Here is a 14,855-nt window from a genome sequence, read left to right as displayed (position 1 = left end):
ACTATGGGACTCGCAGAGCTCGTGTTGCTCGCCGTTGGCCTTTCGATGGACGCCTTTGCCGTATCCATCTGCAAGGGTCTCGGCATGAAAAAGATCAACCTTAAGGTCGCCGTGGTGCTCGGCCTGTTCTTTGGCGGTTTTCAGGCCGGCATGCCCGTAATCGGATGGGCGCTTGGCAGTCAATTCATGGGCATCATCGGCCCCATCGACCACTGGATCGCCTTTATCCTGCTCGCCTTCATTGGCGGCAAAATGCTGTGGGAGGCATTTACCGAGGACGAGGATGAAGGCGACGGCAAGGATGCCGAAAAGATTGACCTGGTCGAGTACCTGATCCTCGCCATCGCTACCTCAATCGACGCCCTAGCCGTGGGCATCTCATTTGCCGCGCTCTCGGTCGACATCGTGCCCGCCGTGTCGCTCATCGGCATCACGACCTTTATCTTCTCCATCGCCGGCGTGGCGATCGGCCACACCTTTGGCGCGCGTTACGAAAAGCCTGCCACCATCGTGGGTGGCGTCGTGCTCATCCTCATCGGGCTTAAGATCTTGCTTGAGCATCTGGGGATTCTCGCGATATAAAAAACGCCTCTCATAAGCTCAACGTCAATGTAGAGGTCTCATGCAGAGTTTTACATAATGCCTTTTCGTGCAGACTTTTGCATGTCATACTGATATGCAAAAGTCTGCACGTTAGGAGATCGCCATGGATACCCTTCCCATCACCACACCGCGGCAAGCTGGCATCTATGTGCGTCAGGCACGCGAGGCTCAGGGTCTCACCCGTGCCGCCCTCGCTAAAATGGCCGGTGTTTCGGAGCGCCTGCTCGCATCGCTCGAGCTAGGAGACGCCACTGGCATTCGACTCGACAAGCTGCTGACCGTCTTTAACGCACTCGGCATAAGTCTCTTTGTGCAAAGCGATAACGACCCAATCGCATCACCCTTTAAACATCCGACGACGATAGCGGACCTCCCTATCGCGAACTCGAATGCCCTGCCCAAGCCAAGTGTAGGCAGACGACCCGCCCGACAAGGAACGCCATCTTCCTATGGTGCCTTGCTGGCCCAAATCGCAGCCGAGCAAGGCCTTTCCGACACTTCAGACCTCTCCTTTGGCTGTAAGGTTGTGAAATAAATGGCAGAGATGGAGCTTGCGACCCTCATTTGTGGCGAAATCGCAGGCACTCTCCGGCAAGACGAGCATGGACTCTGCAGCTTTGTATACGCCCCAACCTATCGCGGAGCACCGCTATCGCTAACAATGCCGCTTTCCAATCGCACGTATGGCCATAACATCGTCCGCCCGTTCCTATTTGGCCTTTTGCCCGACAGTCAAGAGCAGCGTCGCGCTATTGCCGCCGAGCATGACGTTGCATCCAACAACCCCGTCGCCCTCTTGTGCCATATCGGTCTTGACTGCGCGGGGGCCGTTCAGTTTTGTCGAACCGATCAATTAGACGCCGTCCGTGGCAGGGTCTCCGCATACCGCCCGCTTACCAATTCTCAAATCGCTCATAAGCTCAAAGCAATCCGCGATGACGAAAGAGAGACATGGATGGGCTCCAACGAAAGCTGGTCCCTGGGCGGCAATCAAGGCAAATTTGCACTAGCTTGGCATGATGGCCAATGGTGCGAATGTCTAGGGTCATCCCCCACTACCCATATCTTCAAAAATGGTGTCGTTGGGTTCAAACATCAGGCCTTAAACGAATTCGTCTGCATGAAAACGGCTCGGCGTGTTGGCATTCCAACTGCCGACGTCTCCTATTGCACATTTGAAGACGAAGCCGCGCTCGTCGTTGAACGGTACGACAGAATGGTCAATAGCGGCGGAAATATCGAAAGGCTGCATCAGGAGGACTTTTGCCAGGCGCTCGGTGTATTGCCAAGCCAGAAATACACCGCCGACGGAGGACCAACCACACGAGACATCCAAGAACGACTGATTAAAACAGTCCCCCACCACATGAATCTTGTGCTTTTTACCTATATGTTGTTCTATAACGCCATTATCGGAGCGCCTGACGCACACGCTAAAAACTACTCGCTCGTCCTTGGCAAAGGCACAAACGCGGCGCTCGCACCCATGTACGATGTCGCATCGGGCTTGGCGTATGAGAGCATGCGACGTCGGGCACGCCTTGCTATGAGCGTTGGCGGCGAAAATCGTGTGGGGCGCATCGGTCCAGGTGCTATCCGCCGATACCACGGTATGGGCGACCCCGCGCTGGAGACGGCGCTCACCGATGCCGGGCTATCTGAGAAGTTTTGCTTTGCGACCATGATGGACCTCGCCTACGAGGTACCCATTTGCATGGAAGAGATCATGGATGAATATGCCGACCTGCCCGGCATGGCGGACCTGCGCGAGCATATGCTCGGCCCCGTCCGCGAAAACTGCCAGCGCACCCTCGACCTCATCAAGGCGGATATGGGCTAGGCGCCAATCAATTCACATTTCCTAAAAGAAGAGAGGGGGCACCCGTCGCAAAAGCTCGGGTGCCCCCTCTCGTATTGTCATTTGCAATCCGCTAGCACGTGGCTCGGACTGCTGCTAGCGCAACCTTTACGCGGCGAGGCGCTTGAGCACGTCGATGAGCAGCTCGTAGAAGCGCTCGGCAGAAGCGAGCTCCATGCTCTCGTCCGGGGTGTGGACATCGGAGAGCGTCGGGCCCACGGCGATGGCGTCCAGGCCGTGCAGGGCCTCGGCAAACAGGCCGCACTCAAGGCCGGCGTGAATGGACTCGATGCGCAACTCGGAGCCAAAGAGCTCGCGATAGCTCTCGACAAAGACGTCGCGGACCGGCGAATGCTCGGCATAGCTCCAGCCGGGATATTCGAACTCAAACTTGGCGTCGAAACCCAAGACATCGGCCAGCGTCTGCAGGCGGTCCTTGAACTCGTTCTGCAGCGAGGTGATCGAGGAGCGCGGGGACAGCATGATCTTGACCTGGTCGTCAGAGGTGGCAACCACGCCGATGTTGGAGGAAACCTCGACGGAGCCGTCGGTGGCGACGTTGCGGCGGATCACACCATTGGGGGCAAGACGCAGAGCGCGAATGAGGGCAAGCGCGGACTTCTGGTCCATGGCCTCGACCTCGGCGTCATCGGCAATCTCGACGGTGCAGGTAAAGCCGGGGTCGAAGACCTCGAGCTCGGCGGTAACGTCGGCGATGATGCCACGGGCGATCTGGGCCGAGGTCTCGGCGGCAGCGTGGTCGGCATAGACCAGAACAGCCTTGCACTCACGGTTGATGGCGTTGTCCTTGGTGCCGCCGTTAAAGCTAACGATGGCAGGCTCGCCGGCAACCATCAGGCGGTCGATGATGCGAGCCATGATGAGGTTGCCGTTGCCGCGCTCCAGGTGGATATCGCCGCCGGAGTGACCGCCCAGCAGGCCGGAGATGTCGAGCGTGAGGGTACTACCGGTCTTGTGCTCGCGCGCGATCGGGCAGGTGTAGGTAACGACGACGCCGCCGGCGCAGCTGACGGTAGCAACGCCCTCTTCCTCGGAGTCAAGGTTAATCATGGTGCGGGCGCTAATCTGGGACTTGTCGAGCGTCTCGGCGCCGACCAGGCCAGTCTCCTCGTCGGTGGTGAATACGCACTCGAGGGCGGGGTGAACGATCGAATCGTCATCGAGAACAGTGAGCATCAGAGCGACGGCGATACCGTTGTCGGCACCCAGGGTGGTACCGTTGGCGGTGAGGACGCCATCCTTGACGACCAGGTCGATTCCATCGGTCGTAAAGTCGTGCTCAACGGAACCCAACTTGTCGCACACCATATCGATGTGGCCCTGCAGCATCACGGTCGGGGCATTCTCGGCGCCGGCAGATGCGGGCTTGCGAATGATGACGTTGTAGACCTCGTCCTGATACACATCGAGGCCGCGCTCCTTGGCAAACGCAACCAGGAAATCGCTGATGCCCTTCTCGTTGCCAGACCCGCGGGGGATCGCGCTGACCTCCTCAAAGAAATGGAACAGCTGGGCGGGCTCGTAGCCGGTAATCTTGTAGTCCATGGTGCCTCCTTGGCGCAACTGGTTAGACAGTAAGATATGCGACTTGTATATTCCCAGACTTTGCGTGCATAAACCAGTCGAAAACGCCGAGCGCCCTTGCATCATCGGCTAACGGTGAGGAAACGCCACTTTATCAAGATAAAGCATCTTAGACGGGCAGTGCCGAAGGGACGTTGGACCCTTCAATCAACCTCAACACTTGATCAGCGTTTATGCATACGCCGTTGGTATGTTTAATGAGATTTACCTTGAACGAAGGGGCCTTTCCAACAGAAAAAGGGCGCTCCTTTGGAACGCCCTCGTGGACACAAGGTTTTTGTTACGCCCTACAGCGCGCCGGAACCGGCTTGCATCATGCCGCCGGGGCCCGAGCTCACGCCACTGCTCACAGGCGCGGCGTTGCCGATGTGCGGTGCCGCCGGGGCGGAATCGCCACCGAGCGTGCCTGCCGGACGCGGTGCCGGGATCTCGCCCGTGCCGTGGCTAAAGACAAACTTGCCATCGGCCACGTCGCACAGGACGGTATCGCCCTCGCCCCACTCGCCGGCCAGAAGCTCCTCGGACAGCGGGTCCTCGATGAGCTTTTGAATAGCACGGCGCAGCGGACGTGCGCCGTTGGTGAGGTCAGTGCCCTCGGCCACGATCTTGTCGTAGGCCGCATCGGTGAGCTTGATGTTCATGCCGTTTGCGATCAGACGCTGGCGCAGATCGTCCACCAGCAGGTGCGCGATCTTGGTGAGATTCTCGCCCGAGAGCTTCTGGAACACCACAATGTCGTCGATACGGTTGAGCAGCTCGGGGCGGAACAGGCGCTTGAGCTCGCCCATCGCGCGGCCCTTGATCTCACTCGACGTGAGACCCTGCTCGCCGGTGGTGCCAAAGCCAACGCTCGCATCCTGTGCGATCTCGCGGGCGCCCACGTTGGACGTCATGATGATCACCGTGTTGCGGAAGTCGACCGTCTTGCCCTGGCTATCGGTCAGACGACCCTCCTCCAGCACCTGCAACAGAATGTTGAAGATGTCGGGGTGCGCCTTCTCGATCTCGTCGAACAGCACAACCGAGTACGGGTGACGGCGCACGGCCTTGGTGAGCTGGCCGCCCTCGTCATGGCCCACGTAACCCGGAGGGCTACCGATGAGCTTGGAGACCTCGAACTCGCTGCCGAACTCCGACATGTCAAAGCTGATGAGCGCGTCCTTGCTGCCAAAGAGGTACTCGGCGAGCGTCTTGGCGAGCTCGGTCTTGCCCGTGCCGGTGGGACCCAGGAAGATAAAGCTGCCGCCGGGGCGACGCGGGTCCTTGAGCGGCGAACGGCTGCGGCGCACTGCCTTGGCGACGGCCTCGACTGCCTCATCCTGGCCGATGATGCGGGTCTTGAGCACGCTTTCGGTCTGCAGCAGGCGACGGCTCTCGCTCTCGGTGAGCGAGGAAACCGGTACGCCCGAAGTCACGGACACAATGTCGGCAATCTGACTCACGTCGATGGTGAGCGGGCTGGCGTCGAGCTCGGCGGCCCAGGCGGCCTTGGCCTCGGCGAGTTCAATCTCGGCAGCCTTCTGCTGCTCGGTGATCTCGGCGGCCTTGTTCATGTCGTCGCTCTCGGTGGCCTCCTGCGCGGCAGCCTTGAGCTCCTCGATGCGATGCTCGGCCTCGCGCACCGGCTCGGGCGCGCGATTCGCGGCGATGCGAGCGCGGGCACCGGCCTCGTCGATGAGGTCGATGGCCTTATCGGGCAGGAAGCGATCCTGGATGTAGCGGTTGGAAAGGTTCGCGGCGGCCTCGATGGCACCCTGCGTGTAACGAACGTGGTGGTGCTCCTCGTAGCGTGGCTTGAGCGCGGTCAGGATCTTGACCGTGTCCTCGACGCTCGGCTCCTCGACATCGATGGTCTGGAAGCGACGCTCGAAGGCCGGGTCCTTGGTGAGGTACTTGCGGAATTCCTCGGCCGTGGTGGCGCCGATAATCTGGAAGGCACCGCGCGCAAGCACGGGCTTGAGCATGGAGCTTGCATCGATGGAGCCCTCGGCGGAACCAGCACCGATGATGGTATGCATCTCGTCGATAAACAGGATGACGTCGTCGGCTTCGGTTGCCTCCTGGATCACGTTCTTGAGGCGCTCCTCAAACTCACCGCGATATTTAGCACCCGCAACAAGGCCCGGCAGGTCGAGCGTCCAGATGTTCTGGTTCATAAGGTTCTCGGGCACGTTACCGGCGGCGATCTGCTGTGCCAGGCCCTCGACGATGGCCGTCTTGCCCACGCCGGGGTCGCCCAGGATAAGCGGGTTGTTCTTGGTGCGGCGCGAAAGGATCTCCATCATGCGCTGGACTTCTTTTTCGCGACCAATCACCGGATCGAGCTTGCCGTCGCGCGCCTTCTGCGTGAGGTTGGTGGCGAACTGCTTGAGCGTGTCGGTGCCGCTCCCCTTTTGCTGTGAGGCGTCCGAGCCGCTAAAGAACGGCAGACCCGCACCGGGACGCCCGGCACCGGCGCCAGCGAGCGGGCGCTTCTTGTCCTGGTCCTTGGCGGTAAGCTTCTCGATGGCCTTCTTGATGGAAGCAGACGACACACCCAGGCGCATGAGGATGTCCATGGCCATGCCGTTACCCTCTTCGACAATGCCGATGAGCAAGTGCTCGGTCGACACATAGGTCTGGTTGTTCTCGCGTGCCACACGGAAGGAGCGCTCCATCACACTAATGACGAGCGGCGTAAAGGCGAGCTTGGCGGCCTCGGTTTCCTCGCTGGACTCGGGAACGGTAGTCTGGACCTCCTTGAGGGTGTCCATGATGTCGTCGTAGGAGATATCGAGCGAACGCAGCGCCTCGGCGGCAATGCCCTCGTCCTCCTTGGCGAGCGCGAGCAGCAGATGCTCGGTACCCACCTTATTTGAATGAAGATCGAGCGCCTCTTGCTTGGCCATGGACATGACCTTGCGCGCGCGATCGGTAAAACGGTCTAACATGCTAGTTCCTCTTAGACGAGCTAGTTTTTCAAACGCAAAGCGCCACTCGTGGCGGCGCTTTGGTCTCTTTACCCATATGGAGTATATGTTAACCGTTGGGACCTTTCCCACCCGTAGCCGCGCGACAACGTCTACAAAAAAGGAATCGCTCTGGTCCGCTTGGCGGTTTGGTTTTGCGCTGCTGTCTAGCAGACGGGCTCAACGTCCATGCTCTCGGCAACGTCATTGACTGCATCGGCAGCGGGAGCGCCCGGCATACGCACGAGCTCCATATGCTGCTCCTCAAAAACCGTGCCCATGGGGAAGGCTCGACGGAAGACATAGCGAGCAACCGGGCCGGCCACCAGCAGATTCCAAGGCAGGGCCATGACAAAGTTGCGCGGGATGTTGATGAGCCACATCATCGGCAGCATCTGCAGGTTGGCGAGCGGGCCGCCGGGCATGTGGAACAGGCCCTCACACGCACCGTAGAGCGACATGATGATGACCATAGGAACGACCATGCAGGAGCTAACGGCGAGCGTCATGGCAAGCGGCGAGCTCTTGCATGGCGTGACCAGGAATTTAAAGGCGAAACCCTTGGCAAGGGGGCTGGCAACAAACCAGTCGCAGCACATGGCAAAAATGTAGGCAACGGGGAAGCTGAGCCACGCGGCGGCAACAACCTCGCCGTTGATGGCCCCATGCTGCAGGGTAACGTTGTAGATGCTCATCCAGAGCACCATGCAAAAGCACATGATAAAGGTGAACAGCAAGCTCTCTCGTTTGTTGATAGGCATAAAGGGCAGATTCCTCTCTGTGTTGCGTCGCGGCGCCGCCAACAAAAACGGGCGGGCGAGATGGAGCTGTTGGGACTTCATCTCGCCCGCCCGTGTTACGTGCGTCTGCGACTACTTATGTGGTGGAACCAGCCTAGCACGAAACGCATGCGCTTCGTAAGCGTTGGGTTTATGAAGATGCCGAGTCATTCGCGCAGGACGGCAGATGCGCCCGCATCGGCCCAACGAGCGTGGATTATCGGACACCCATTCCACGAGAGTGGATAATCTCCCGTTTTAAGTCCGCATACGCGCCAAAAGTGGGAGATTATCCACTCTCGTGCGTTGTAGTCGTTGGGGACGTTCTTAAATAACCAGTCGTTTAAGAACGTCCCCAACGACTACTCAACAACAATGTCAACGCCGATGTAATGGGACCAACAGCGAGCGACGTCCAGGGCGAACAAGTTGGCATGAAAAAGGCAAGGCGTAGACCTTCTGGTCATGCCTTGCCTTTTGAATGACAAATTGTCGCTCTGGGCGGCGCGCAGCGTCGAGCGGTTACGGCGTTTGGTAAACCGCCGTAACCCCCTAGTACATCTTTGCGCCGGCGGGGATGGAGGCGTCGAGCTGGATCAGGTTGAGGCGCTCCTCACCCTCCTCCTCGTGGATGGCACTGATGAGCATGCCGCAGCTGGGGATGCCCATCATCTTGCGCGGAGGCAGATTGGTGATGGCGAGCAGCGTCTTACCGACCAGGTCCTCGGGCTCATAGTAGCCATGAATACCGGAGAGGATGGTACGGTCGGTGCCGGTGCCGTCGTCGAGCGTAAAGTTCAGCAGCTTCTTGGACTTCTTGACGGCCTCGCATGCCTTGACCTTCACGGCGCGGAAGTCGCTCTTGGAGAAGGTATCAAAGTCGACGAACTCCTCAAACAGCGGCTCAACGGCAATCTTGGAATAATCAACCGTGGGCTTGAGCGGCTTGACGAACGGGCTCGCGGCGTTGCCGGCCTCGGCAGCCTTGGCGGCAGCGGCACCGGACTGGAAACCCTTCTCGGGCTTCATGTGCGGGAACAGCAGCACGTCGCGGATGGAAGCCTGGTTGGTAAGCAGCATGACCACGCGGTCGATACCGATGCCGATGCCGCCCGCGGGAGGCATACCGTACTCGAGGGCGCGCACGTAGTCTTCGTCATACTCCATGGCCTCATCGTCGCCGCCGGCCTTCTCAGCCATCTGGGCGGCAAAGCGCTCAGCCTGGTCGACCGGGTCGTTGAGCTCGGAGAATGCGTTGGCGTACTCGTGACCGGCAATAACCAGCTCAAAGCGGTGCGTCAGGCGCGGGTCGTCCTCAAAGCGCTTGGCAAGCGGGCTGACCTCGATGGGGTAATCGCACACGAACGTGGGGTTGACGATGGTGTCCTCGCCCAGCTCATCGTAGATCTCGGCGATAATCTTGCCGGCAGTCCACTCGGGCTTAATCTCCAGGCCCTTCTCGCGCGCGGCGGCAGCAAGCTCCTCAACCGGCGTATCGATGGTGACCTGCTTGCCGAGCACGTCGGAGACGATGTCGGTCATGGGACGGCTGACCCACTCACCAGAAAGGTCGATGGTCTGGCCCTGGTACTCGATGACCTCAGGGTTGCCGATGGCTTTGTTGGCCGCCTTGATGACGCCCTGGGCAAGCGCCTTCATGCCCTCGAGGTCGGAGAAGGCGCGGTAGGCCTCCATGGTGGTGAACTCGGGGTTGTGGGTGAGGTCCATGCCCTCGTTGCGGAAGATGCGGCCGATCTCAAAGACGCGCTCAAAACCGCCGACGATGCAGCGCTTGAGGTGCAGCTCGGTGGCAATACGCAGGTAGCACTCTTGATCGAGCGCGTTGAAGTGGGTAATGAACGGCTTAGCCGTGGCGCCGCCCTGGATGGTCTGCAGGATCGGGGTCTCGACCTCCATGTAGCCGTCGGCTTCCATAAAGCGGCGGAAGGTGGAGAGAATCTGCGAGCGCTTGCGGAAGGTCTCGCGAACGTCGTCGTTGGCGATCAGGTCGACATAGCGCTGGCGATAGCGGGTCTCCTTGTCGGAAAGACCGTGGAACTTCTCAGGCAGCGGACGAACGGCCTTGGAAAGCAGGGTCGCACTCTTTGGGGCAACGGAAAGCTGGCCGCGCTGGGTGCGCACGACCACGCCGGTCACGCCCAGGATGTCACCTAGGTCGAGGGCCTTGAGCGTATTCCAGGTAGCCTCGTCCATGTCGTTGATGCGACAGAACAGCTGAATCTCGGCAGTCGCATCGCGCACGACGATGAACATGATCTTGCCCTGACCGCGCTTGGCGACCACGCGGCCGGCGATCTTCACGACGTCCTCGGTGTCCTCGCCATCGGCAAGCCCGGCGTACTTAGCCTCGATATCGGCGACGTAGTCCTCAAGCTCAGAGTGCTCGGGATAGGGGTTCTGGCCCGCCTCGAACAGGGCGGCGCGCTTGGCCAGGCGGGTGGCGCGCTCGTCGTTGAGCGTCGATGCCTGATCGGCGGCGTTCTGGTTCTCTGCCATAAGTTAGCTCCTCAAATTAAAACGCTCCCCAGGATTCGGTCCCGGGGAGCGAAAACATACCTTTACGCGGGACCGTGGTCTAGCGTGCGATCTTGGCGATGGTGTAGACGCGAGTCTTGCCGGAAGGCGTAACGACCTCGACGGAGTCGCCCTCGCCGTGACCGATGATGGCATGGCCAACCGGAGACTCGTTGGAAATCTTGTGCTCGAGCGAGTTGGTCTCGGTGGTACCGACGAGCGTGACTTCCATGACCTCACCGTTGGGATCAATCAGAGAAACGGTGGAACCGATGGAGACGGTCAGATCGCCCGTGGTGGCAGCAACCTGAGCGTTGGCGAGGATGGCCTGGATCTCGGCAATACGAGCGGCGTTCTGGGCCTGCTTGTCCTTGGCGGCATCGTACTCGGAGTTCTCCGAAAGGTCGCCGAACGCGCGGGCTTCCTTGATGTCCTCGACGATCTCCTTGGCGTAATCGCCCTCACGCCAAGCGAGCTCCTCGACGAGCTTCTGGCGGCCCTCAGCGGTCAGTACGATCTGGCTTGCGTCCATACGGATATCTCCCCAACTCTGATCAAACAATCAACTGTCAACAAAACAAAAAAGACCGGCTAGCCTGCGGGCAAGCCGGTCAGGTGCTCACCCCAAAGGGATGGGACTACTCTGCGTCCGCGTCGCTGTCCTCTGCCTGCTTCTTCTTGGCAGCAGCGAGCTTGGCCTCGAGCTCAGCGATCTCCTTGTCCTCCTCGGACTGCTCGACCACGACCTCCTCGGCCTGCTTGGTCTCGGCCTTATCGTCGCCCTCCATACCCTCGCGGATATTCTTGACGGTAGAGCCGAGGGACTTGCCGAGCTTCGGCAGGTTCTTAGGCCCGAAGATGATCAGGACAACGACGAGAATGATGATGAGCTCAGGAGCCCTCAGTCCAAACATGTAGACCTCCACAATACAGCGAGACAAGCTCGAATGAGTATACCGCGGGTATCGCGGTATCACAACAATAGCTAAAAAAAGGGACCGCAAGAAGCGGTCCCTCCTCATGCTCTGGTCGGGTTGACTGGATTTGAACCAGCGACCCCTGCGTCCCGAACGCAGTGCTCTACCAAACTGAGCCACAACCCGTTAGCTCGACTATAGTAACAAAGATTTCCGCCACGTGCTAGAGAATTTTTTATTTCTTTGGCGCGTCGATCTGAACCGTGTTGGAAATGAGCTCCGTTGCGCAGGCCCACCAGCCATTTTGCTGGGCAGCGCCGGCAAGCCTTCCGGCCGTGGCGGCGGTGTCGCAAATGGCAAACGAGCAGGCGCCCGATCCGCACACATCTACAGCAACGGCGCCGTCCTGTTTATGCAGCCAATCGAGAACCGTTTGAATCTGCGGCTCCATCTGTGCGGAAATGACACCCAGGTTGTTATGGATGAGCGCATATGCCGTCTCGGCATCACCAGCACGCAAGGCAGAAGCCATCGCGCCGGGCTTGTCCGCAGGCACCGGGGCCTCGTCAAAACGTCGATAGGCTTCAATTGTCGAAACGCTCGCCTCCCGCGGCTTGACCAGCACGACGGGTGTCGCGGGCAGCACGGGGTACTCGGTTGCCAGCACGTCTCCCCCACCCACGTAGAACGCAGGGCTCGCGTGCAAAAAGAACGGGACGTCAGCACCAATGCCCCGCGCAATATCGTCGAGCGCGGAATCGGTGCGGTCAATTCCCCAGAGCTCCGCCAAGGCGACAATGACCGCGGCCGCATCCGTCGAGGGGCCGCCCAAGCCGGCGCACAATGGAATGTGCTTCTCAATCGTCACGTAGATGTTTGCCTCGCGACCATAATGCTCGGCCATAGCAACCGCAGCCCGATACGCCGTATTCTTTTGCATGGGAAAATCTGATGCCGGAACCGTCTGGACGGTCAGCGCCTGTGCCGGCGTGACCGTCACGGTATCGGAAAGACCGACGGCTGCCATCAGGGAATCGACCCTGTGGTAGCCGCGGTCATCGCGCTCGGTATGAACCCCCAGGTAGAGGTTAATCTTTGCCGGCGCGGAAAGAGTCAGGGACCGATCGGTCACCGTTAATGCTCCTCGAGCTGATTGCCGAGCGGGGTAAAGATATGCTCGCCGCTCTCGGGGTCGAACAGCTCAACCTGACCGGTGAGGACATCGATATACTGATAAGACTGACGCGACTTGCGGCCGCGACGCTCGTCAACCTCGACGATAAAGACGGCGGGGTGGACGCTCTTGATGGTGCCCATGCGCTCGACGACGCGGGTGCGGCCCATGTTGGCCTTAACCTTGACGCGATCGCCCACCATATCGGTCAGCTTCTCGTGGATGTCGTCGACGTGATTGACTTCCATCTCTTCCATGAACAGGGCCTCCAGAAGGTGCAATTCAAAAAGGGGATAATACCCCTAAGATAGACAAAACTCTAATACTATAGCACCCTGCTGCCACCACACGCAAGTAGCTAAATAAGCCCCGTCCCAAATACGTACCAGACGACAACCTCGCATGACCAGTTGTTACGCGGTTTGGTAAAACCGAGTAACCTAAAGGTTGTCCGTGTCCAGGACGATGGTGAACGGGCCATCGTTGACCAGGTCGACCTTCATGTCGGCGCCAAAGATGCCATGTGCCACGTGCTCGACATCTTGGGCAACGAGCGTCAAAAAGTACTCGTAAAGCTCGTTGGCGACATCGGGCGCGCCGGCATCCGTAAACGATGGGCGGCGGCCGTGACGGCAATCGGCGAACAGCGTGAACTGCGACACCACGAGCACCTCGCCGTCGACATCGGCAAGTGCCAGGTTGGTCTTGCCGTTCTCGTCCTCGTTAATGCGCAAGCCCCGGAGCTTGCCCCACAGCTTATCGGCCTCGGCGCGCGTGTCGCCGTGGCCCACGCCCAGCAGCACCAGATAGCCGCGCCCAATTTTGCCCACGCACTCGCCGTCGACCGTCACGCCGGCGTTGAGCACGCGCTGCACCACCGCACGCACAGCCTACTCCTCGCCCGTCAGTTTGGCGGACAGATGCTCAAGCGCGTGGAAACGATGGCTGACGGCGTTCTTCTCGTCCGCCGTCAGCTCAGCCATGGTCTTGCCCGGCGTGTCGACCGGCAGGAACAGCGGGTCGTAGCCAAAGCCGTGATCGCCGCGACCCTCGTGTGCGATAACGCCCTCGCAGGCGCCCTCACCATAGGTGACCAAACCGTCCGTGTCGATAAGCGCAACGACGCTCATAAAGCGCGCGGTGCGGTCCTCGTCCGCCACGCCTTCCAGGTTAACGAGCAGCTTGGCATTGTTGGCGGCATCGTCGCCGTGAACGCCCGCGTAGCGCGCGCTATACACACCGGGCTCACCGTCCAGCGCGTCAACGACCAGGCCCGAATCGTCGGCAATGGCCATGAGCCCCGTCTCTTCGACGGCAGCCTGCGCCTTGATGATGGCGTTCTCCAAAAACGTCGTGCCGTTTTCCTCAGGGTCCTCAAAATCGCCCAGCTGGCCGAGCGCCACAAAGCGCACCTCGGGCATGACCTTGCCCAAAATGGCCTCGATCTCGGTGAGCTTATGAGCGTTTCCTGTTGCCACGACGATGGTCGCCGCCGGGTCGAGGGTGTCGATGTCGATCTTCTCAAGTGCCATGAGTGGTCTCCTTGTCTCTATAGCAATGCCGCGCCGAGGGCAACGAGGGCCTCTGCCTCTCCCCTCTCAATCAACGGCAGTCTTGTGTCTAGACGTCTCCGCAGATAAAACCTACCAAAATAAACCTGTCCCTTTTTGGCTGGTTAGGCGAGGGCTTGGCGCTGGAGCTCGATGAGCTCGGCGATACCCTTGTCGCCCAGGTCGAGCAGGGCGTTGAGGCGTTTGCGGTCGAAGGGCGCCTGCTCGCCGGTGCCCTGGAGCTCGATCATCTCACCGGTGTCGGTGGCGACGAGGTTCATGTCGACCTCGGCATGGCTGTCCTCGGAATAATCGAGGTCAAGCAGCGTATTGCCGTCGACAACGCCCATGGAGATGGCAGCCACCTGGCCGGTAAGCGGGATGCGCTCGATCTTGCCTGCCTCGACCCACATGGCGAGGGCGTCGTGCAGCGCCACCCAGGCGCCGGTAATGCTTGCCGTACGTGTACCACCATCGGCCTGGATCACGTCGCAGTCGACGGTGACGGTGTACTCGCCGAGCGCCTTCATGTTGACGACGGTACGCAGGCTACGGCCAATGAGGCGCTCGATCTCCATGGAGCGGCCTTTGCGGTTGGCGTGCTCGCGCTTGCAGCGCTTGCCGGTCGATGCCGGTAGCATGGCGTACTCCGCCGTTACCCAACCGGCCTTGGCGCCCTTGCGCCAGCCCGGCACGCCCTCCTCGATAGTAGCGGCGCACAGCACGTGCGTGTCGCCGAACTCGGCCAAACACGAGCCGTGGGCGTGCTTCATGACGCCACGGGTGAGCTTAACGGGGCGCAGCTCATCGGCGGCGCGGCCGTTGGCGCGGTTGACCTGCATGTACTCCATAGAAATATCCTTTCGGCAAAAGGTGAAAGCGAGCC

At 60.1% G+C, this 14,855-nt stretch carries 14 protein-coding genes and 1 tRNA gene; 3 read left to right on the top strand and 12 right to left on the bottom strand.

What is annotated here, in order from left to right:
• Nucleotides 1–3: 3 nt before the first annotated feature.
• From DXD94_RS05860 to DXD94_RS05850, 3 genes are all read left to right on the top strand, one after another.
• Nucleotides 4–582 carry a manganese efflux pump MntP family protein gene (locus tag DXD94_RS05860; RefSeq protein ID WP_117763507.1) on the top strand — a complete coding sequence of 193 codons (579 nt, stop codon included), beginning with the start codon at nucleotides 4–6 and terminating at the stop codon, nucleotides 580–582.
• 124 nt (nucleotides 583–706) lie between these two features.
• Nucleotides 707–1,138 (top strand): helix-turn-helix domain-containing protein, encoded by a 432-nt coding sequence (locus DXD94_RS05855; RefSeq protein ID WP_117734294.1) that lies wholly within the window; start codon nucleotides 707–709, stop codon nucleotides 1,136–1,138.
• A complete protein-coding gene (locus DXD94_RS05850) occupies nucleotides 1,139–2,443 on the top strand; it encodes a type II toxin-antitoxin system HipA family toxin (protein ID WP_117763506.1) in 1,305 nt (434 codons plus the stop codon). It abuts the gene before it with no gap.
• A gap of 126 nt (nucleotides 2,444–2,569) precedes the next feature.
• On the opposite strand, the gene DXD94_RS05845 is transcribed toward DXD94_RS05850, so the two are convergent.
• The 12 genes from DXD94_RS05845 to rph form a co-directional block, all read right to left on the bottom strand.
• The gene (locus DXD94_RS05845) at nucleotides 2,570–4,027 is read right to left on the bottom strand and encodes an aminoacyl-histidine dipeptidase (protein ID WP_117743099.1); all 1,458 of its coding nucleotides are present in this window, start codon (nucleotides 4,025–4,027) and stop codon (nucleotides 2,570–2,572) included.
• A gap of 326 nt (nucleotides 4,028–4,353) precedes the next feature.
• Nucleotides 4,354–6,996 (bottom strand): ATP-dependent Clp protease ATP-binding subunit, encoded by a 2,643-nt coding sequence (locus DXD94_RS05840; RefSeq protein WP_117763505.1) that lies wholly within the window; start codon nucleotides 6,994–6,996, stop codon nucleotides 4,354–4,356.
• A gap of 185 nt (nucleotides 6,997–7,181) precedes the next feature.
• Entirely contained in the window at nucleotides 7,182–7,775 is a 594-nt protein-coding gene (locus DXD94_RS05835; RefSeq protein ID WP_117734290.1) for a DUF2798 domain-containing protein, read from the bottom strand.
• Nucleotides 7,776–8,345: 570 nt separating this feature from the next.
• Complete coding sequence (gene lysS / locus DXD94_RS05830; protein ID WP_117763504.1) at nucleotides 8,346–10,310, bottom strand: lysine--tRNA ligase; 1,965 nt, start codon at nucleotides 10,308–10,310, stop codon at nucleotides 8,346–8,348.
• A gap of 79 nt (nucleotides 10,311–10,389) precedes the next feature.
• Nucleotides 10,390–10,860 carry a transcription elongation factor GreA gene (gene greA, locus DXD94_RS05825; protein ID WP_006234960.1) on the bottom strand — a complete coding sequence of 157 codons (471 nt, stop codon included), beginning with the start codon at nucleotides 10,858–10,860 and terminating at the stop codon, nucleotides 10,390–10,392.
• A gap of 106 nt (nucleotides 10,861–10,966) precedes the next feature.
• The gene (tatA, locus tag DXD94_RS05820) at nucleotides 10,967–11,242 is read right to left on the bottom strand and encodes a twin-arginine translocase TatA/TatE family subunit (RefSeq protein WP_022094895.1); all 276 of its coding nucleotides are present in this window, start codon (nucleotides 11,240–11,242) and stop codon (nucleotides 10,967–10,969) included.
• 112 nt (nucleotides 11,243–11,354) lie between these two features.
• Nucleotides 11,355–11,431, bottom strand: a tRNA-Pro gene (locus tag DXD94_RS05815).
• A gap of 49 nt (nucleotides 11,432–11,480) precedes the next feature.
• The gene (gene ispE, locus DXD94_RS05810) at nucleotides 11,481–12,377 is read right to left on the bottom strand and encodes a 4-(cytidine 5'-diphospho)-2-C-methyl-D-erythritol kinase (RefSeq protein WP_233540327.1); all 897 of its coding nucleotides are present in this window, start codon (nucleotides 12,375–12,377) and stop codon (nucleotides 11,481–11,483) included.
• Between the two features lie 2 nt (nucleotides 12,378–12,379).
• Nucleotides 12,380–12,676, bottom strand: coding sequence for a Veg family protein (locus DXD94_RS05805; RefSeq protein ID WP_006234957.1), 297 nt, complete (start codon nucleotides 12,674–12,676; stop codon nucleotides 12,380–12,382).
• Nucleotides 12,677–12,859: 183 nt separating this feature from the next.
• The gene (dtd, locus tag DXD94_RS05800) at nucleotides 12,860–13,306 is read right to left on the bottom strand and encodes a D-aminoacyl-tRNA deacylase (protein WP_117734288.1); all 447 of its coding nucleotides are present in this window, start codon (nucleotides 13,304–13,306) and stop codon (nucleotides 12,860–12,862) included.
• Between the two features lie 3 nt (nucleotides 13,307–13,309).
• Nucleotides 13,310–13,951, bottom strand: a complete 642-nt coding sequence (rdgB, locus tag DXD94_RS05795; RefSeq protein ID WP_117734287.1) for an RdgB/HAM1 family non-canonical purine NTP pyrophosphatase — start codon at nucleotides 13,949–13,951, stop codon at nucleotides 13,310–13,312.
• Between the two features lie 143 nt (nucleotides 13,952–14,094).
• On the bottom strand, nucleotides 14,095–14,820 hold the full coding sequence (rph, locus tag DXD94_RS05790; protein WP_117763503.1) for a ribonuclease PH: 726 nt from the start codon (nucleotides 14,818–14,820) through the stop codon (nucleotides 14,095–14,097).
• Nucleotides 14,821–14,855 lie beyond the last annotated feature (35 nt).

Origin of the sequence: Collinsella sp. TM10-22 (assembly GCF_003466125.1) — a bacterium.
Lineage (GTDB): Bacteria > Actinomycetota > Coriobacteriia > Coriobacteriales > Coriobacteriaceae > Collinsella.
This window is presented reverse-complemented; position numbering and strand designations above follow the sequence as displayed.